Annotated in this window: 18 protein-coding genes and 1 other RNA gene; 11 read left to right on the plus strand and 8 right to left on the minus strand. The window is 66.3% G+C overall.

Annotated features, from left to right (window positions below; genetic code table 11):
- The 3 genes from purL to xerD all read right to left on the minus strand — a co-directional run bounded on the left by purL (position 1) and on the right by xerD (position 5,758).
- On the minus strand, positions 1 to 3,855 hold the full coding sequence (gene purL, locus QM707_RS08750) for a phosphoribosylformylglycinamidine synthase (RefSeq protein ID WP_415001465.1): 3,855 nt from the start codon (positions 3,853 to 3,855) through the stop codon (positions 1 to 3).
- A 91-nt stretch (positions 3,856 to 3,946) separates the two neighbouring features.
- On the minus strand, positions 3,947 to 4,717 hold the full coding sequence (locus tag QM707_RS08755; protein ID WP_415001466.1) for a disulfide isomerase DsbC N-terminal domain-containing protein: 771 nt from the start codon (positions 4,715 to 4,717) through the stop codon (positions 3,947 to 3,949).
- An 87-nt stretch (positions 4,718 to 4,804) separates the two neighbouring features.
- On the minus strand, positions 4,805 to 5,758 hold the full coding sequence (xerD, locus tag QM707_RS08760) for a site-specific tyrosine recombinase XerD (protein WP_415001467.1): 954 nt from the start codon (positions 5,756 to 5,758) through the stop codon (positions 4,805 to 4,807).
- 44 nt (positions 5,759 to 5,802) lie between these two features.
- Between xerD and QM707_RS08765 the strand changes: the two genes are divergently transcribed.
- Positions 5,803 to 6,261: an RDD family protein gene (locus tag QM707_RS08765; protein ID WP_415001468.1), complete on the plus strand. Its 459-nt coding sequence runs from the start codon at positions 5,803 to 5,805 to the stop codon at positions 6,259 to 6,261.
- A 7-nt stretch (positions 6,262 to 6,268) separates the two neighbouring features.
- Here QM707_RS08765 and lptG read toward each other — a convergent pair whose 3' ends face one another.
- Positions 6,269 to 7,363 carry an LPS export ABC transporter permease LptG gene (lptG, locus tag QM707_RS08770; protein WP_415001469.1) on the minus strand — a complete coding sequence of 365 codons (1,095 nt, stop codon included), beginning with the start codon at positions 7,361 to 7,363 and terminating at the stop codon, positions 6,269 to 6,271.
- Complete coding sequence (gene lptF / locus QM707_RS08775) at positions 7,360 to 8,436, minus strand: LPS export ABC transporter permease LptF (protein ID WP_415001470.1); 1,077 nt, start codon at positions 8,434 to 8,436, stop codon at positions 7,360 to 7,362. Before lptF ends, lptG begins: the two co-directional genes overlap by 4 nt.
- A 109-nt stretch (positions 8,437 to 8,545) precedes the next feature.
- Between lptF and QM707_RS08780 the strand changes: the two genes are divergently transcribed.
- Genes QM707_RS08780 through QM707_RS08790 form a run of 3 tightly spaced genes read left to right on the plus strand, consistent with a single transcriptional unit; the run spans position 8,546 to position 10,808 of the window.
- The gene (locus QM707_RS08780) at positions 8,546 to 10,018 is read left to right on the plus strand and encodes a leucyl aminopeptidase (RefSeq protein ID WP_415001471.1); all 1,473 of its coding nucleotides are present in this window, start codon (positions 8,546 to 8,548) and stop codon (positions 10,016 to 10,018) included.
- Positions 10,019 to 10,046: 28 nt separating this feature from the next.
- Complete coding sequence (locus QM707_RS08785; protein ID WP_415001472.1) at positions 10,047 to 10,379, plus strand: DUF3703 domain-containing protein; 333 nt, start codon at positions 10,047 to 10,049, stop codon at positions 10,377 to 10,379.
- A gap of 3 nt (positions 10,380 to 10,382) precedes the next feature.
- Positions 10,383 to 10,808, plus strand: coding sequence for a DNA polymerase III subunit chi (locus tag QM707_RS08790; RefSeq protein WP_415001473.1), 426 nt, complete (start codon positions 10,383 to 10,385; stop codon positions 10,806 to 10,808).
- Positions 10,809 to 10,924: 116 nt separating this feature from the next.
- Here QM707_RS08790 and QM707_RS08795 read toward each other — a convergent pair whose 3' ends face one another.
- Positions 10,925 to 12,235: an aminopeptidase P N-terminal domain-containing protein gene (locus QM707_RS08795; protein WP_415001474.1), complete on the minus strand. Its 1,311-nt coding sequence runs from the start codon at positions 12,233 to 12,235 to the stop codon at positions 10,925 to 10,927.
- A gap of 9 nt (positions 12,236 to 12,244) precedes the next feature.
- Positions 12,245 to 12,796: a UPF0149 family protein gene (locus QM707_RS08800; RefSeq protein ID WP_415001475.1), complete on the minus strand. Its 552-nt coding sequence runs from the start codon at positions 12,794 to 12,796 to the stop codon at positions 12,245 to 12,247.
- Positions 12,797 to 13,051: 255 nt separating this feature from the next.
- Here QM707_RS08800 and QM707_RS08805 point away from each other — a divergent pair, with 255 nt between their 5' ends.
- The 7 genes from QM707_RS08805 (at position 13,052) to rpiA (ending at position 17,870) form a co-directional block, all read left to right on the plus strand.
- A complete protein-coding gene (locus tag QM707_RS08805; RefSeq protein ID WP_415001476.1) occupies positions 13,052 to 15,328 on the plus strand; it encodes an EAL domain-containing protein in 2,277 nt (758 codons plus the stop codon).
- Positions 15,329 to 15,389: 61 nt separating this feature from the next.
- Complete coding sequence (locus QM707_RS08810) at positions 15,390 to 15,611, plus strand: TIGR02449 family protein (RefSeq protein WP_415001477.1); 222 nt, start codon at positions 15,390 to 15,392, stop codon at positions 15,609 to 15,611.
- Positions 15,608 to 15,907: a cell division protein ZapA gene (locus QM707_RS08815; protein WP_415001478.1), complete on the plus strand. Its 300-nt coding sequence runs from the start codon at positions 15,608 to 15,610 to the stop codon at positions 15,905 to 15,907. The genes QM707_RS08810 and QM707_RS08815 overlap by 4 nt, the downstream gene beginning before the upstream one ends.
- A gap of 42 nt (positions 15,908 to 15,949) precedes the next feature.
- Positions 15,950 to 16,132: non-coding RNA, 6S RNA (gene ssrS / locus QM707_RS08820), on the plus strand.
- A gap of 7 nt (positions 16,133 to 16,139) precedes the next feature.
- Positions 16,140 to 16,733, plus strand: a complete 594-nt coding sequence (locus QM707_RS08825) for a 5-formyltetrahydrofolate cyclo-ligase (RefSeq protein ID WP_415001479.1) — start codon at positions 16,140 to 16,142, stop codon at positions 16,731 to 16,733.
- A gap of 22 nt (positions 16,734 to 16,755) precedes the next feature.
- Positions 16,756 to 17,211 (plus strand): EVE domain-containing protein, encoded by a 456-nt coding sequence (locus QM707_RS08830; protein WP_415001480.1) that lies wholly within the window; start codon positions 16,756 to 16,758, stop codon positions 17,209 to 17,211.
- Between the two features lie 8 nt (positions 17,212 to 17,219).
- Positions 17,220 to 17,870 carry a ribose-5-phosphate isomerase RpiA gene (rpiA, locus tag QM707_RS08835; RefSeq protein ID WP_415001481.1) on the plus strand — a complete coding sequence of 217 codons (651 nt, stop codon included), beginning with the start codon at positions 17,220 to 17,222 and terminating at the stop codon, positions 17,868 to 17,870.
- A 21-nt stretch (positions 17,871 to 17,891) separates the two neighbouring features.
- Here rpiA and QM707_RS08840 read toward each other — a convergent pair whose 3' ends face one another.
- The gene (locus QM707_RS08840) at positions 17,892 to 18,956 is read right to left on the minus strand and encodes a cyclic nucleotide-binding domain-containing protein (protein WP_415001482.1); all 1,065 of its coding nucleotides are present in this window, start codon (positions 18,954 to 18,956) and stop codon (positions 17,892 to 17,894) included.
- Between the last annotated feature and the right edge of the window lie 92 nt (positions 18,957 to 19,048).

Below are 19,048 nucleotides of genomic sequence, written 5' to 3' on the forward strand. Positions count from 1 at the left end.
TCAATCCACCCAGGCGCGCGCGTTGCGGAACAGGCGCAACCAGGGCGAGGCCTCGCCCCAGCCCGCCGGATGCCAGCTCATCTGCAGGCTGCGATGAACGCGCTCGGGGTGCGGCATCAGCAAGGTGCTGCGGCCGTCAGCGGAAGTCAGGCCGGTGATGCCATCGGGCGATCCGTTCGGATTGATCGGATAGCGGCCGGCGACCTGCCCATGCCCATCGACGAAACGCAGCGCGACCTTGGCCAGCGCGATGTGCTCGGGCGCGTCGAACTGCGCGCGTCCTTCGCCATGCGACACGGCGATCGGTAGTCGCGAACCGGCCATGCCGCGCAGGAACAGCGACGGCGATTCGAGCACCTCCACCAGGGACAGGCGCGCCTCGAACTGCTCGCTGCGATTGCGCAGGAAACGCGGCCAGTGTTCGGCACCGGGAATCAACGCCTTCAGCTGCGCGATCATCTGGCAGCCGTTGCAGACGCCGAGGCTGAAACTATCGGAGCGTGCGAAAAACGCGGCGAACTGTTCGCGCAGTTCCGGGCGCTCGAGGATCGAGGTCGCCCATCCGCGACCCGCGCCAAGCACGTCGCCATAGCTGAAGCCGCCGCAGGCCGCGAAACCCTTGAACTGCGCCAGCGAGGTTCGCCCGGAGATAAGGTCGGACATATGCACATCGACGGCGAGGAAACCCGCCTTGGTGAAGGCAGCGGCCATTTCGTACTGGCTGTTGACGCCCTGCTCGCGCAGGATCGCCACGCGCGGCTTCTTGCCGGCGTTCACGTAGGGCGCGGCGACATCCTCGTCGGGATCGAAACGCAGCACCGGTCCCAGGCCCGGCTCGTCGAATTCGCGCCGGACCTCGCGCTCCTCGTCGGCACAGTCGGGGTTGTCGCGCAGGCGTTGCATTGCATGCGTGACCGACCACCAGGCATCGAACAATTCCTGCCAGGACCATTCGGCCGACGTTTCGTCGTCCTGCTCGACGCGCACGACCGGCGCGCGCGTCGGCTTGCCCACGCGTTGCGCGCAATGAGTCAGATCATGGCGATGCACGAGGTCGGCGAAGGCCGCGCGATCCTCGCCGGCGATCTGCACGACCGCCCCCAACTCCTCGTTGAACAAGGTCTTGAAGGCGTCGTCGCCCCATCCATCGAGCGTGAGTTCGAGGCCGAGATGCGAAGCGAAGGCCATTTCGCACAAGGCAGCGAACGCGCCGCCGTCGGAACGGTCGTGATAGGCCAGCAACAGGCCGTCGGCACGCGCGGCCTGGATCAGGTCGAAGAACGACTTCAAGGCAGCGGCGTCGTCCACATCGGGGCAGGCACCGCCGAACTGGCCGTAGCACTGCGCCAGCACACTGCCGCCGAGGCGCTGCTTGCCGGCGCCGAGGCCGATCAGCCACAACTCGGAGTCGACCTCGCGATCGAGCACCGGCACCAGTTGCGCACGTGCATCGGCTACGCGCGCAAAGGCGCTGACGATCAGCGACACCGGCGCCACGGCCTTCTGCAGGCTGCCGTCGGCCTGCCATTGCGCCTGCATGGACAACGAATCCTTGCCGACCGGAATGCTGATATCGAGTTCGGGGCAAAGCTCCAGGCCCACGGCCTTCACCGCGTCGAACAGCAGCGCGTCTTCGCCGTTGTGCGATGCCGCCGCCATCCAGTTCGCCGAAAGCTTCACCTCGGACAGCGACGCCACGGGGGCCGCCGCCAGGTTCGTGATCGCTTCGCCGACGGCCATGCGCGCCGAGGCGGCGGCATCGATCAGGGCCAAGGGCGTGCGTTCGCCGACCGACATGGCTTCGCCGGCATTGCCGAGGAAATCGGTCAGCGTGATCGCGCAGTCGGCCAGCGGCAGCTGCCAGGGGCCGACCATCTGGTCGCGCGAGCATAGGCCGCCGACGGTGCGGTCGCCGATGGTGACCAGGAAATTCTTCGATGCAACGGTCGGATGCGAGAGCACGCGCAGGCCGGCCTCGCGCAGGTCGACGGCTTCCGTGTCCAGTCGCGGCCAACGCGCCTGCGCCGGTCGCTGCGTATCGCGATGCATTTTCGGCGGCTTGCCGAACAGCACGTCCATCGGCATGTCGACCGCGCGCTCGCCGTTCGGCATCTGCAACACGAGGCGTTGTTCGGCGGTAGCGGCGCCGACGGCGGCGAAGGGACAGCGCTCGCGGGCGCAGATATTGGCGAAGCGCTCGAGATGCTCGGCAGCCACGCCGAGTACGTAGCGTTCCTGCGATTCGTTGCTCCACAACTGCATCGGCGACAGCGAAGGATCGTCGCTGGGGATTTTCGCCAGATCGATCACGCCGCCCATGTCGGAATCGTGCAGCAGCTCGGGAATGGCGTTGGACAGACCGCCAGCGCCGACGTCGTGCATGAATCGGATCGGGTTGGCGTCGCCGAAGGCGATGCAGCGGTCGATCACCTCCTGGCAACGCCGCTCCATCTCGGGGTTGTCGCGCTGCACGGAAGCGAAGTCCAGGTCTTCGGAGCTTTGCCCGGAACCCACCGACGAAGCGGCACCGCCGCCGAGGCCGATCAGCATCGCCGGGCCGCCGAGCACGATCACCGCATCGCCCGGACGCAACGACAATTTCTTCACCAGCCCGCGATCGATCGCGCCGATGCCGCCCGCCAGCATGATGGGCTTGTCGTAAGCGCGCACCAGGCCGGGCGTATCGGTCGGCAGTTCGAAACTGCGGAAATAGCCGGTGAGGTTCGGGCGCCCGAATTCGTTGTTGAAAGCAGCGCCGCCGAGCGGACCGTCGAGCATGATCTCGAACGCCGTCGCCATGCGCGGATTCAGCGGACGAACCTGTTCCCAGGGCTGCGGCAAGGTCGGGATGCGCAGGTGCGATACCGAAAACCCGGTCAGGCCCGCTTTCGGTTTGCCGCCGCGGCCGGTCGCGCCCTCGTCGCGGATTTCTCCGCCGGCGCCGGTACTGGCGCCCGGGAAAGGCGAGATCGCGGTCGGATGGTTATGCGTTTCGACCTTGATGCAGAAAGCGCTGTCGAGCGGCGCAGCGAACGAGAACTCGGCGCTGTCGGGATCGGGACGCAGTCGGCGGCCGCTGAAGCCTTCCACCACCGCGGCATTGTCCTTGTATGCGCTCAACGTGAGTTGCGGCGATTGCACATGGGTGTGCTTGATCATCCGGAACAGGGACGTGTCCTGTTCCTCGCCGTCGATCGCCCACGAGGCATTGAAGATCTTGTGCCGGCAGTGCTCCGAATTGGCCTGCGCGAACATCATCAGCTCGGCGTCACTCGGGTCGCGGCCGAGTTCGGCGTAGCGCGCTTCCAGGTATTCGATCTCGTCCACGCTCAAGGCCAGGCCCAGTCGTGCATTGGCTTCGCGCAACGCGGCCAACGGGATGCGCTCCAGCGCGCCCGGAGGCAGGCTGCGGAACAAACCCGCGGCGTCCTCGCGCCGCGCCAGCAGCGACTGCGTCATCGGATCGTGCAAGGCGCGCGCCAGCGCGACGCTGCGCGGGTCGGTATCGGAAGGCAGGCCCGACAGGTCGATTCGCAGGCCGCGTTCGGCGCGCTTCACCGGATGGCCGGCGCCGCGCAGGATTTCGGTCGCCTTGCTCGCCCAGGGCGACAAAGTGCCCAGTCGCGGCGTGACATAGCGCGATTGCGCGCCGGTTACGGGCGGCTCGTCCGCCACGCAGCCTTCCAGGATGCGGCCGATCGCTCCCAGATCGGGCTTGGCGTCGGCCTCCGGTTCGATGAAATAGACGTGCCAGGCGCCGGTAACGGCGATATCGGCAACAAGGCGACGCAGTCGGGCCTGAAGGCGTTCGCGCCTGAACGGCGACAGGGCCGGCAGGCCCTCAAGGACGATCATGTCCACGGATTTCCGGGGGAAATGAGCGCGATAGTTTAAACGATACGGCCCTCCCGGTCGTCCGGGTCGGGCCGCTGGCGACGCGGCAGGCCTAGCGGGCGGCGGTCCGGGCCGCCTGGCGGCTCAGCACATCCACCATTTCCTGCGGGCTGAGGTAGCCGCCGATCTGGGTGCCGTCCGGCGCATAGATGGCCGGGGTTCCGTCCACGCCGACCAGGCGCCCAAGCTCGTAATCCTTCGCGACCGGGTTCGGGCAAGTCTTCTTCGGAACCGGACGATCGGACTTGGCGTCGGTCATCGCCTTGCGCTGGTCGGCCGCGCACCAGACGCTGACGGCCTGGTTGTAGGGCTCGGAATTGATGCCGGCGCGCGGGAAGAACAGGTATTCGACCGAAATGCCGGCCTTGTTGTAGGCGGCGATCTGCGAATGCAACTTGCGGCAGTAGCCGCAGTCGATGTCGGTGAACACCGTCACGCGGTACTTGGGATTCGGCGGCGAGAAGATGATGCGCCGGTCCTTACCGACGGCGTCGAGCAGGCCCTTGCGCAAGGCGCCTTCGCTGATCGCGGTGAGATTGTCGCGCGTGGCGAGCTCCACCAGCTGGCCCTGCATCAGGTACTTTCCGTCGGCGCTGACGTAGATGACCTTTCCGTTCACCGCCACTTCGCGGTAGCCGGCGATCGGCGAGGACTTGATGCCGTCGATCTTGATGCCCGGGATGGCCTTGCTCAATGCGTTGCGCACCAGCGCGTCGCTGGCCGTGGGGGCAGGAGACGGGTTGGCAGGGCGTGTCTGGGCCACGGCGACGATGATCGTCAGGCCGGCAATCAGGCCCAGGGCGACGGCGATCTTGCGGTTCATGCGGTTTCCTGCAACGGGACGTGTCATCCGACCGGGGGGCGGGCGGAAAGTTCAGATTGTCGCACAGACCGGAATCGCGACCGGCACCTAGCCGCGGGGATGATGCTGGCGATGCAGGCGCTTGAGGCCTTCCCGCGCCACCAGCGTATAGATCTGCGTCGTCGACAGCGAGCTGTGGCCCAATAACATCTGCAGCGCACGCAGATCGGCCCCGTGATTGAGCAGGTGGGTGGCGAAACTGTGTCGCAGCCCGTGCGGGCTGATGCGGGCCGGATCGATGCCGGCGGCGGCAGCTAGGCGCTTCACCAACTGCCAGCACTGTTGTCGCGTCAAGGCCTCGCCCTTGGCCGTGATGAACAAAGGCGCCAGGGCCCGCTTGCCGGCCAGCACCGGCCGGGCCTCGTCCAGGTAACGCTGCAGCCAGTGCTGCGCCTCTTCGCCCATCGGTACCAAGCGCTCCTTGCTGCCCTTGCCCATCACACGCAGAACGCCCTGGCGCAGGTTCACCGCGACGGCGGGCAGGTTCACCAGTTCGCTGACGCGCAAGCCGGCGGCGTACATCAGTTCGATCACCGCGCGATCGCGCAAGCCCAGGTGCGTGTCGACGGCCGGTGCCTGCAGCAAGGCGTCGATCTCGCTTTCCGACAAGGCCTTGGGAAGCGAGCGGCCCAGGCGTGGCGCTTCGATCAAGGCCGTGGGATCCTGCGCCATCGTCTTGCGTCGAAGTTGTTGCGCGTAGAACGCTCGCAATGCGGACAACAGCCGGGCATTGCTTCGCGCCGCGTAGCGCTGCGTCGCGCGGTCGGCCAGATAGGCGAAAACATCCTGCTGCGAAACCGAGAGCATGCCAGCGCCTCGCGGCGCCAGCCAACGCGCGAAACCTTCGAGATCGCGGCGATAGCTGTCCAGCGTGGCGCGGGCCAGGCCGGATTCGGCCCAGAGACGCTCCAGGAACTGGTCGATGCACTGCAGGTCCGCATCCGCCGCCGGTGGCAAGGCCAATGTCTGGATCCGACGTTCGGCCGGCGTGCGCGCGCTCATGCGGCGAGCTTAGCAGGAGAGTCGGCGACGGCTATCCTATGCGCATGCAAACGGCCACGGATTCCGCGACACGACGCAGCGCCCGTCCCGCCCACTTGGGCTGGCGCCTGCTCGCACTCACCTACGACAGCCTGCCGATGATCCCCTTGCTGATGCTCACCAGCGGGATCTTCCTGCTGTTGCACGGCGGCCGTACCGTCGAGAACGACCCGCTGTTCGCCGGCCTGGAGTTCATCTGCCTCTGCTTGATCGTCGGCGCTTACTTCGTTTTTTCCTGGCGGCGCGGCGGCCAGACGATGGGCATGCGCCCGTGGCGATTGCAGGTACTGGCGGCCGACGGCCGACCCGCTACCCTTCGCGCCCTGTGGTTGCGTTTTTTCGTCGCCTGCCTGACGCCCGGCGTGTGCCTGCTGTGGACGCTGGTGGACGGCGAACGACGCGGCCTGCATGACCTCGCCGCCGGCACGGTGCTGGTGCGGCTCGATCCGCCGCCGAAGCCCTGACCGATCTTCAGATCCGTTTCGCCAGCCAGCCCCAACAGACCCATAGCAATAGGGCCGGCGACAGCAGGTAGGCCCAGCGCACGTCGAAACGATAGACGTCGGCGAGATTGACGAAGAGTTGTTCCGACAACAGGTAGCCGATGCCGATCAGGATGCCGAGGAACAAACGCTTGCCGAAACCGCCGGAACGCAGCGAGCCGAAGGCGAACGGCAGCGTCGCCAGGCACAGCACGATCACCTTCAGCGGATAGAACCAGCGGCCCCAATAGGCGCTCTCGAACTTCCAGGCGTTGAGGTGGTTGCGCTTGAGGTAGTCGATGTTGTCGCTCAATTCGCTGCTGCTGAGCACGCGCGGCCGCGACAGCGTCGCTTCCAGCGAGCGATCGTCGATCTCGCTATCCCAATGCTCGCGCACGATCTTGTCTACCTTGACCGCCCGCGGCAGGAAGTGCACCCGCTCGCCATCGATCAACGTCCAGCCGTCCCTGCGGTGTTCGGCGATGCGCGCATGCGCGAGCGATTGCAATCGTCCCTGCCCGTCGAACTGGTAGAGACGAACGTCGTCGAGCTGGATCCAATGCTCGTTGCCTTCGTTGCGCGGCGAACCGCTGCGCGCATTGAAAAACAGGTCGCCTTCGCGAACCCACAGGCCGGAATAACGCGCGACGCTGAGCTGGTTCGACTTGGCATTGGCCAAGGCCTGCGCGCGCTGCTCGCCCGCCGGCGCCAGGGTCTCCATGTTCAACGCCATCAGAAGCATCAGGCCGAACAGGGGCAGCAAGGCACCCAGCCCGATCTGCAGTTTCGACAGGCCCACGGCGCGCAAGGCCGTGAGCTCGGAGCGCGCGGCCATACCTCCCAGCCCGAGCAAGCTGCCGATCACCGCCACGGTGGGGAATACGTCGTACAAACGACGCGGTATCGTGAACAGGGTGTACAGCACGGCGTGACCGAGCGAATAGCTCTGCTTGCCGACGTCGGCCACTTCGTCGGCGAAGGCGATCACGACCAGGAAACCGGCGAGTACCGCGCCCACCAGCAACGTGGACATCAGCACCGTGCGGGCGACGTAAACGCCGGCGAGGCGGGGTGGCAGCTTCACGAGGCGGTCCCTGGCGATGCCACGCGGCCGTCGCGAACGAACATCCACAGCGCCAACGCCAGCATCGGCAGGTGCAGCCACCACAGGCCGAGCGGCGCGGGCAATCGTCCGCTACCGAGCAGGTAAGTGCCGGCGAGCAGGGAAAGCATGCCCAGCAGATAGACCAGCAGCGCGAAAAGGATGAGGCCGTATTGCGGCTGCCGCGGTTCGCTGCGCGCCAATGGCAACGCGAAGATCGCCAGCACCGCCGCGAACAACGGCATCGCCAGGCGCCAGTGCAGTTCGGAGCGCGAACCGGAATCGTTCTGCTGCAACAGGCTCAGGGTGTCCTTGGCGGTCAGGTCGTTGCTGACGGTCGGGTCGCGATCGGGCACGCGAACCTCGTTGCGCTCGAAATGCATCATCCGGAAATCCTTGGCGCCGGTCGCGCCCTCGACCCGGAAGCCGTTCTTCAGCCGCAGCAGGCGCTGCGTCTCGCCCTGCAGTTGCAGGTCGCCCTCCTGCGCCGTGACGATGTCCAGCCGCCCGTCGCGCTCGGTCTGCACGAACAGGTGCCGGAATTTCGTGCCGTCGGTGCTCAGGTCGCCCACATAGAGAATGCCGTTGCGACCCGGCATCTCGACGAAACGCCCCGGCTCGAGCCCGGCGATGAGGAAGGAACGGTTGGCGACCTCGATCATGTCCTTGGCCTGCTTCGCCGACCACGGCCCCAGCCAAAGCGAAGCGAACGCCACCAGCAGGACCACCGGCACCGCCACCCAGAACACCGGCCGCCACAGACGCTGCGGGCCCAGCCCGATCGAGGCCAGCACGGACATTTCGCTGTGAGCGTACAGCCGCGCGATCGCCAGCATCAGGCCCGCGAACAGGGCCAGGGGCAGCACCAAGGTCAGGAAACGGATGGAGCGCAAGCCCAGCAGGGACAACAACAGCGAGGCCGGCACCTTGCCGCGGGAAATCTCCGCGATCAGATCGGTCAGCAACCCGCCCAGGCTGACCAGGAGCAGCACCGCCGTCACGGCGAAGACGCTCTCGGCGAACTGGCGCAACAGGTGTCTTTCGATCAGCAGCATTCGTCTGCGGGGCCTCGGGGCGGGCGGGGGTCGGCTTCAGGATAGAATGAAGGGCATAGCGGCCTGACCGCCGCACCGACCTAGACCGATATTGTACGGAAATCCCCCCATGTCCCTCGAATTCCAGCTGACGCAATCCGATCCCGCCTCCGCCGAGACCGATTGCGTCGTCGTCGGCCTGTTCGCCGATCGCAGCCTCAGCCCCGCCGGCCAGCGCCTGGATGCCGCCAGCGGCGGCCGCCTCGCCGCCCTCGCCGCCCGTGGAGACCTGTCCGGTAAGACCGGGCGCACGGCGCTGCTGCCCGATCTGTCGGGCATCAGGGCACCGCGAGTGCTGGTCATTGGCCTGGGCGACCCAGGCAAGTTCGGCGTACCGCAGTACCTGAAGGCCGTGGCCGACGCGGTGCGCGCACTGCGCACCGGCCCGACGAAGAACATGCTGCTGACCCTGACCGAACTGCCGGTGAAGGGGCGCGATGCCGACTGGAACGTGCGTCAGGCGGCGATCGCCGCCGACCACGCCGCCTACGAATACACGGCCACGCGCAGCAAGAAGGCGGAGGTGACGCTGGAATCCGTCCAGGTTTCCGGTGACGCCGCCCGCGGCAAGGCGCTCGCGCAGGGCTCGGCGATCGCCGCCGGCATCGCCTTCACGCGCGAACTCGGCAACCTGCCGCCGAATATCTGCAACCCGGGCTATCTCGCCGATCAGGCGCGAAAGCTCGCGGGCGAACACGCCAATGTCGTCTGCGAAGTGCTCGAACGCGCCGACATGGAGAAGCTCGGCATGGGCTCGCTGCTGGCGGTCGCTCGCGGTTCGGCCAATCCGCCACGCCTGATCGTGCTGCGCTACACAGGCGCCGGCGATGCCAAGCCCTTCGCGCTGGTGGGCAAGGGCATCACCTTCGATACCGGCGGCATCAACCTGAAGGTGCAGGGCGGCATCGAGGAAATGAAGTTCGACATGTGCGGCGCCGCCTCGGTGCTGGGCACCTTCCTCGCGGCGGCGAAGATGCAGTTGCCGCTGAACCTCGTGACGATCGTGCCGGCGGTGGAAAACATGCCCGACGCCGACGCTTATCGCCCGAGCGACGTCATCACCTCGATGAGCGGCAAGACCATCGAAGTCGGCAATACCGACGCCGAAGGCCGCCTGATCCTGTGCGACGCCCTCACCTATGTGCAACGCTTCGAACCGCAGGCCACCATCGACGTCGCCACGCTGACCGGCGCTTGCGTGATCGCGCTCGGCAAGTACGCATCCGGCCTGATGAGCAAGCACGACGACCTCGCCGAGGAGCTGGCTGGCGCTGGCGAGCAGGTCTTCGATCGCGCCTGGCGCCTGCCCCTCTGGGACGAATACCAGACGCAGCTCGATTCGAGCTTCGCCGACGTCTACAACATCGGCGGCAAGGGCGCAGGCGCGATCACCGCCGGCTGCTTCCTCGCGCGCTTCACCGAAGGCCAGCGTTGGGCGCACCTGGATATCGCCGGCGTGTCCAACGATGAAGGCCGCAAGGGCCTGGCCAGCGGCCGCCCCGTCGGCCTGCTCTGCCAGTGGCTGCTGGATCGCGTTGCCTGATCGCGCCGCGAAGGCCGGTGACGACACGATGAAGCCGGCTTTGCTGGTGGCGATCAGGACAGAGCTCGAGCGAGGAAGGTCGTTGCGCGATTCCGATCGCGATGGCGCGTTTCGCCACCTCGAGCGTGCGCACGTTCTGTCGCAGCGACACACCTTCTGGCATGTCCGCGTGCATTTGAGCATGCTCGCGCACGGATTGCGGCACCGCGACCACCGCGAAGTCTTCGGACAGATCAGCCGCACCCTGGCCGCGTCGCTGTTCTCGCGGATCTGGGTGCCGCCGGGCAACACCGGTGGCGCCAACGTCAGCGCATTCCAGCCGATGCCGCTGCCCAGCGACCTGCGCGCGTTGCTGGACTGAACGATGGCGCGCGCCGACTTCTATCTGATAGCAAAGCCGCGTTTTCTCGAACGCCCGCTGTTGCTGGTTTGCGAGCTGGCGCGCAAGGCCAGCGACAGCGGCCAAGCCATGCTGATCTTCGCCGCATCGATGCAGCAGGCCGAGGCTTTGGACGAACTGCTCTGGGAGTTCGACGAGGACGCCTACGTCGCGCATCAGATCGCCGGCACGGACGAGGACGACGACATCACGCCGGTGCTCATCGTGCCGCCGGAATTCCAGGCACCGATGCGCCCGCTGGTCCTCAATCTGCGCAACGAACCGGTGACCGGCGGTTTCGAACGCGTGCTGGAAGTCGTGCCGGCCGATCCGTCGGCGCGCGAGCCCCTGCGCCAGCGCTGGAAACACTACAAGGACAGCGGCCTGGACGTGCACAAGCACGACATGTAGGAGAAGCGAGGAACGAGTGCAGAGGAGCGAGGAACGAGTGCAGAGGAATGAGAAACGAGTGAGAGCGGGCTTCCACTCTTTTCTTTTTCTCTCAACTCGTTTCTCTCAACTCGTTTCTAGCTTCCGGCCATGACCGCTTCGACCGCGTCGATCTCGCGCGGCACGCCATCGGTCAGCACGCGATGGCCTTCCTTGGTAACCAGTACATCGTCTTCGATGCGGATGCCGATACCCTGGAACTTGGCGGGCACGCCCTTGCTGCCAGGAGCGACATAGAGGCCGGGCTCGATCGTGAAGGCCATGCCGGGCTCAAGTTCGCGGAAATCGCCGGCGAGCTTGTATTCGCCGACGTCGTGCACGTCCAGTCCCAGCCAGTGACCGGTCTTGTGCATGTAGAAACGGCGATAGTCGCCCGAAGCCAGGTTCTGCTTCAGCGTGCCTTTCAACAAGCCGAGCGACAGCATGCCTTCCGTCAGCACGCGCACGGCGGCTTCATGCCCGGCGATCCAGGGACGCCCCGGCCTGGCCTCGGCCAGCGCGGCGCGTTGCGCGTCGAGCACGATCTCGTACAAGGCGCGCTGCTCCTTCGAATAGCGTCCGCTCACGGGCCAGGTGCGTGTGATATCCGATGCGTACAGGCCGTATTCGGCGCCAGCGTCGACCAGCAGCAGGTCGCCTTCGTTCAGGCGCGCGTTGTTGGCGCGGTAGTGCAGGACGCAGGCGTTGGCCCCGCCGCCGACGATGGGCTCGTACGCGGCGACCGCATTGTTGGCGCGGTAAGCCTGCTGCAGCGCCGCTTCCACTTCGTATTCGAAAGCGCCGGCGCGGGTGGCGCGCATGGCGGCGACCTGCGCACGACAGGCGATGTCGGCCGAGCGCTCCATCAGGCGGATCTCGCCCACGCTCTTGAACAGTCGCAATTCGTGCAGGAAATGGCCGAGTTCGAGGAATTCGTGCGGCGGTTGCGCGCCTTGGCGTGCCTGCGCGCGCACACGATTCACCCAACCGATGAGCTTCAGGTCGAACTCGGTGTCGCGACCGAAGTGGTAGTAGACGCGCGAACGCCCTTCCAGCAAGCCCGGCAGGATGTCGTCGAGGTCCGAGATCGGATACGCATCGTCCATGCCGAAGGCGTCGATCGCGCCCTCCGGACCGGCGCGGGGGCCGTCCCAGGCCTCCTTGTCGGCATCGCGCTCGCGGCAGAACAGCAGGCATTCGCCGTGCTTGCGGCCCGGTACCAGCACGAGCACCGCATCGGGTTCCGCGAATCCGCTCAGGTACCAGAAATCGCTGTCCTGGCGGTAGGGATAATGCGTGTCCTTGCTGCGAATGCGTTCGGGCGCCGCCGGCAGGATGAGAATGGCGTCGTCGTCGGCCATGCGCATGAGCTGCTTGCGGCGACGCGCGAATTCGGAAGTCTTGATCATGTGGCGATGTCAGTTCAGGGAACGGCGATGGCGCGGCCCAAGCACGCAGTCGCTGTACAACAGCAAGGACGCGACGCGCACGAACTCGGCCACTTCCTCCAGCGCCTCCTCGTCTCCGTCCGGATCGTCGTAGCTCAATTCGCTGGCCGCGATCCGCGACAGGTCGCCCAGCGCATCGCGCGATTCGTCGGACAGCGGCGCTTCCCCGCTGGCGGCCAGTCCGAAGCCGCCCAGGAAACCGCGGCACCAGTCCAGCAAGCCGTCCGCGCGCGCCACCAAGGGCTCGTCGGCATCGGGCAGCAGCAGGTCGAAACCGAAATCCGGCGATTCCAGCTGACGCGTCGTCGCCAGATACAGCTGGTCGACGAGGCTGTCGCGATCCACCTCGCCCACTTCAGGATCGGCCATGACGCGTTGCAGCCAGAGGCGCCGCTCGGGTTCGCCGCCGCGGGACAGGTATCCGCACAAGGCGCCGTGCAGTTCCGAGGCCGCCAGGCCCAGGCGCGCCTGCCGCAGATGGGTTTCGAGTTCGGCGTGGGAGGGCAGATCTTGGTCGGTCATGGAATCGCGCCAGGCATGCGCCATTCTAGAACCTGTCTCGCTATCCCGCACGGCGACGATCTCCGTGGGCGTGGACGAGCGTGCAGCATGAACAGAGGGCGCGTGGGCGGTGCCCGCGAAGGCGGCGACCGGCCCGAACCGCCTTCCACGCTGCGGCTCGGCTTGTCGGGGCGGACGGCCGAACCTACACTGCCCTCGGGCGCAGCAAATCCAGGGGCAGGATAAGTGCAGGCTAGGAAGGAGACGGCCAGGTCTTTGCCGCGCTGCCTGGGTGTGGGCGTCGGACTGCTGACGCCGTTCGCCGGCCCGGCGCAGGCCGCCCCGGTCAATTCCTTCCTGCCGCAGACCGGTCAGTACGCATTGCTGGTGCTGGCAGCGGTTCTGCTGTGGCTGCTCTGGCAGGTGGTGCGCAAGCGGCGCCAACAGGAAAAATCCCTCTCGGCCGAAATCCGCGAACGCGAGGCCCGCCTGAACCTCGCGCTCTGGGGCTCGGGCGACGAGTTCTGGGATTGGAATATCCGCGACAACAGCCTGCATCGCCTCGGTTCGAACCAGTTGCTCGGGCAGGGCTCCACGGAATCCCTGAGCACGGACGAATGGCGATCCAACGCCGTGCATCCCGACGACCTGCCGCGCGTGCAGAAGCTGCTGCAGGAACACATCGTCGGCCATACCGAGATGTACGAATCCGAGCACCGCATACGCAACGCGCGCGGCGAATGGGTCTGGGTACGCTCGCGCGGCAAGGTGGTCGAACGCGACGCCAGCGGCGCCCCGCTGCGCATGGCCGGTACGGCACGCGACATCACCGCCATCCGTCGTGCCGAACGCGAGCGCCGCGTCGCGCTGGAGGTCCTGCGTTCGATGAGCGAGGCCGTGGCGGTGATCGACCTCGACTTCCGCTTCATTTCGGTCAACCCGGCGTTCTCGCGCATTACCGGCTACAGCGAAGAAGAGGTCGTCGGCCAGGACAGCCGCCTGCTGGATTCGACCCAGCACAGCAGCGATTTCTACCGGCGCGTACGCGACATCCTCGAACGTACCGGCCATTGGGCCGGCGAGATGTGGCAGAAGCGCAAGGACAGCGAGGAGTTCCTCGGCTGGATCGAAATGAGCGAAGTCCGCGACGCGCAGGGACAGCGCAGTCATTTCGTCGCCGTGGTCAACGACATCACCGACAAGAAGCGCGCCGAACAGGAGCTGCGCTACCTGGCCAACTACGACACGCTGACCGGCCTGCCCAATCGCGCCCTGCTTTCCGAACGCCTCGGCCGCGCCATCGTGCGGGCGCGCCGGCAGGAAACCCGGGTCGCCGTGTTGTTCCTGGACCTCGACCGCTTCAAGGACATCAACGATTCTCTTGGTCACGCCGCCGGCGATCGCCTGCTTAAGGCGGCCGCCACGCGCCTGCAGGCGACGGTCAGCGCGTCGGACACGGTGGCGCGTCTCGGCGGCGATGAATTCACCGTCGTGCTGGAAGACGTCGAGAGCCTGCCGGCCGTGGAGCGCATGGCGCGCGAGATCCTGACGGCGTTCTCGATGCCGCTCGAAGTGGACGAACGGCACGATGTCATCATCACGCCGTCGCTCGGCATCAGCCTTTACCCCGACCATGCGCTGGTCCCGACCGATCTGTTGAAGTTCGCCGATACGGCCATGTACCAGGCGAAAGCCGAAGGCCGCAACACCTACCAGATCTACAACGAAGCGATGGATGCGGAGGCGCGCAAACGCGCGACCGTGTTGTCGTCGCTGCGCAAGGCGATGGACCGCGGCGAGTTCCGCCTGATGTTCCAGCCGCGCATGGCCCTGGCCGACGGCCGCATCACCGGTGTCGAGACCCTGCTGCGCTGGCACAGCGCCGAGCTCGGCGAAATCAGTCCCTCGGTGTTCATTCCGCTGGCGGAGGAATCCGGTCTGATCCTCAGCATCGGCGACTGGGTGCTGGAGGAAGCCTGCCAGACGCTCAAGCGCTGGCGCAGCCATGGCCTGCACGATATTTCGATGGCGGTGAACGTCTCGGTGCTGCAACTGCTGCGCGGCAAGCTGCCAGAGCTGCTGCGACGGATCATCGCCGCGACAGGCGTGCCGGCGGACCGCATCGAACTGGAAGTCACCGAAAGCATGGTCATGCAGAACGCCGAGCAGACGACGGCGGCGCTGAACGCCCTGCGCGAGATCGGGGTGAGCCTCGCCATCGACGATTTCGGCACCGGCTACTCCTCGCTGGTTTACCTCAAGCGCCTGCCCATCGACACCCTGAAGATCGACAAGGAATTCATCGGCGACCTGACCCGCGACCCGGACGACGAGGCCATCACCGCGACGGTCATCACCATGGGCCATTCGCTGGGCCTGAACGTGATCGCCGAGGGCGTGGAGAATGAGCAGCAGCTGGCCTACCTGCGCGAACAAGGCTGCGACGAAATCCAGGGCTATTGGCTGTCCCAGCCGATCGACGCGCACCGCTGCCTGGCCTTCATCCGTAGCTGGCAGCCCGGCGCCGTCGCCGCGATCCCGGCACCCTACTGATGCCGCCCTGCCCTCGCCCCTGCCACTTGCGGGCGGGGGCGGCCCTCGCTACCGTGCGCGCATGGACGCCGGAAACACCCTTGAACAGATGCAGCAGCTGTCGGCCCGCATCGACAAACTGCTCGAGCTCGTACGGCGCCTGGCCGACGAGAACCGCAGCCTGCGCCAAAGCCAGGAACAGCTGAGCACGGAACGCGCGCAGCTGCTGAGCAAGAACGAGATGGCGCGCTCGCGCGTCGAGGCGATGATCAACCGCCTCAAGTCGCTGGAGAGCAATGCGTGAGCGAGCCGGTCAACGTCCGAATCCTGGACCGCGAATTCACCGTTGGCGTCGAACCGGGCGAACGCGACAGCCTGATGGCGGCCGCGCAACTGCTCGACTCGCGCATGCGCGACATCCGCGGCAACAACAAGATGGCTGCGCTCGAGCGCGTGGCGGTGCTGGCGGCGCTGAACATGGCGCACGAGCTGCTGCAATCGCAACATGGCGACCGGTCCGACAACCAGGCCATCGCCCGCACGCTCGGCGAAATGAATCGCAAACTCGACGGATTGTTCGACACGCTCGTCAGCCGCTGATCGTTCACCTTTGCCGGATTCGTCGGCGCTATAATGGCTTCGCATCCTCTGCCGTGTTCGACAGTCGCGCAACATTCGCCTTGTCCCATATACACGACCCGGGAATCCGCGGCGCTCGCGGTGTGCATGTCCGCCCTGTTGCGGAAAGCCTGAAGCGATCGCACGGGTACCCACTTGATCCCAGGGATCAAGGTCGTTCGCTGGCATCGGCATGGCGGAGGGTGTATTTCCGATGACGCGGGACGGCGACGACGGCAAGCACGCGCTCCGCCAGCGGCTACGCGCCGAACGCAAGGCTTTGCCGGCCACTGCCAGAATGGCCGCCGCCGAGGCGATCGTTACGCAAGCGAAATCCCTCCCTACGTTCGACCGAGCCGGCTATGTCGCGGGCTACTGGGCCATGCATGGCGAACTTCCGCTGCACGCCCTGCAGATGCGGCTGAGCCCGACCCAGATCTGGTGCCTTCCGGTAACGCAGCCCGATGGTCGGCTGGCCTTCGCTCCCTGGCGTGCCGGCGACCCCTTGCTCGCCAATCGTTACGGCATTCCGGAGCCGGCCGTCGAGGCCTCGTCCCTGCTGGCACCTGCCGACATGAGCGTCGTGTTGCTGCCCTTGCTCGGTTTTCGCCGGGACGGCAGCCGGTTGGGCATGGGCGGCGGCTACTACGATCGCAGTTTTGCCTTCCGCAAGAACGCAGCGGCTCCGCCGGCCCTGATCGGCGTCGCTTACGCTTTCCAGGAGATCGACGCGCTGGCGACCGATCCCTGGGATGTGGCGCTCGATGCCGTGCTCACCGAGCGCGAAGCGATCGTTTGCGGGCGATAATATCCGCCTGCACGGAGGACCCATGGCCTACTGGTTGATGAAGACCGAACCCGACGAGTTCTCGATCGATTCGCTGGCCAAGGTCGGCCGCGAACCCTGGAGCGGCGTGCGCAACTACCAGGCGCGCAACTACATGATGAAGGACATGAAGGTCGGCGACGGCATCCTGTTCTATCACTCGAGCACCGCGATACCGGGCGTAGCGGGCCTGGCGAAGGTCGCCTGCGAGGCCTATCCCGACCCTACCCAGTTCGACCGCAAGTCGGATTATTTCGATGCCGCCAGCCCGCGCGACAACCCGCGCTGGTGGCTGGTGGACGTCGCCTTCGAGCGCAAGTTCGGCCGCGTCGTGACGCTCGACGAGATCAAGGCGCGCGCGGACAAACTCGGCGACTTCGCCCTGCTGCGCAAGGGCAACCGCCTGTCCGTGCTGCCGGTGACGGCGGCGCAGTGGAAACAGATCCTGTCCCTGGAGTAAGCAGTCCCATGTCGCAAGCAGATGGCAAGCGCCTGTCCGGCGAGAAGGCCGCCGAGTACGTGCAACCCGGCACGATCGTCGGCGTCGGCACCGGTTCGACGGTGGCCTTTTTCATCGACGCTCTGGCGCGACGCAAGCACGAAATCGAAGGCGCCGTTTCCAGTTCGGAACAGAGCACGCGCCTGCTCAAGCAACACGGCATCCCGGTACTCGACCTCAACGCTACCGGGCCGCTCGATCTTTACGTCGATGGCGCCGACGAATGCGACCCGCACAACCGCCTGATCAAGGGCGGCGGCGGCGCGCTGACGCGGGAAAAAGTCATCGCCGAAGCCAGCCGCCAGTTCGTATGCATCATCGACGCGAGCAAGCAGGTGGATGTCCTGGGTAAGTTCCCGCTGCCTATCGAAGTCATCCCGATGGCGCGCAGCCTGGTGGGTCGGGCGATCGCCGAGCGCGGCGGGCAACCGGTCTGGCGCGAAGGCACCGTCACCGACAACGGCAACTGGATCCTGGACGTATTCAACTGGCGCATCGCCGATCCGGTCGCGCTGGAGCGCGACTTGAACCAGATCCCGGGCGTGGTGACCATCGGCCTGTTCGCGGCGCGCCCAGCCGATACGGTCATCGTCGACGGAACGCTACGCGCGAATCGCTGATCGCACGGGCGCGGCTGAAACTCAGGCGGAGGAAGCGTCCGCACTGGCCTGCAGGCGCAGCATCGCGCTCAGGCCGCCGTGCAGGGCGTGCACGGTGTAGCCCAGGCCGTTGAGCACGAAAGCCGCTGCGGCAGAACGTTCGCCGGTATTGCAGTAGACGAGCACGCGACTGCCCGGCGTGATCATGCTGGGCATTTCTTCGCGCAGGCGGTACAGCGGCACGTTCACCGCGCCGTGGATCGCCCGCTGGGCGAATTCTTCCGGCATGCGCACGTCGATGAGGCGCGTTCCTTCCTTGACCAGGCGCGAAGCCTCGGCCGGCAGCACCCACGAAACCAGCGGCGGCTTGAGCACGGCCTCGAAGTCTTCCTTCGACAACTTCATCAGCTGGCCGCCCTGCAGCATGCGGACGGTCGCGTTGCGCGGCGCATTGGCCAGCAACGCATCCTCGCCGAAGATGTCGCCCTCGCGCAGATAGGCGACGACTTGCGGCGCACCGTCAAGCACCTTGGATACGGCAGCCGTGCCTTCGCGGATGACGTAGAAATTGTCGGGCGCGTCGCCCTCGCGCATGATCACTTCGCTGGCCTTGACCGGCACCTCGACGAAACGCTGGAACATCTTCTCCAGGTTTCCGGTCGGCAGCTTGATGAAGGCGTGGCTGCGCAGCAGGCGGAACACCCAGGCGTTGGCGCCAGCGCTGCTGTCGCGGAAGCGATAGCTCGGATCGCGGCTGAGCTGGTCCCAGGTGATGACCTTTTCGACGTAGCGTCGCTCGAGGCGAAGCACCTTGGCCTTCTGCCCCACCACGATCGCCGTGAAGCGCCGCGGCACGGCATCGTTCAGCGAATACCTGCCGTGACCGGTACCGGCGACGTGCGCGACGACGCGGCCATCCGGATACTCGCAACGCAGTTCGCCTTCGATGAGGTAAACGGTTTCCTCGTCGATATCGCCCGCGCGGAACACCGCTTCGCCCCGGCGGTAATCGCTAACGGCGGCTTCCCGCGCCAACTGCTCCCGCGTCTCCGGACGCAAGGCATCCAGCGGGAAAAGTTTGGATAGTTCCGCGACCGCGATAGGCATGGCCCCTGCTCCCCTCGACGTTCGGTCAGTCTATCCCCGCCGACACGCCGGCTCAAACGACCGGCCCCGGAAGTCCGGGGCCGGGATATCAA

The organism is Arenimonas sp. (assembly GCF_047602345.1).
Lineage (GTDB): Bacteria > Pseudomonadota > Gammaproteobacteria > Xanthomonadales > Xanthomonadaceae > Arenimonas.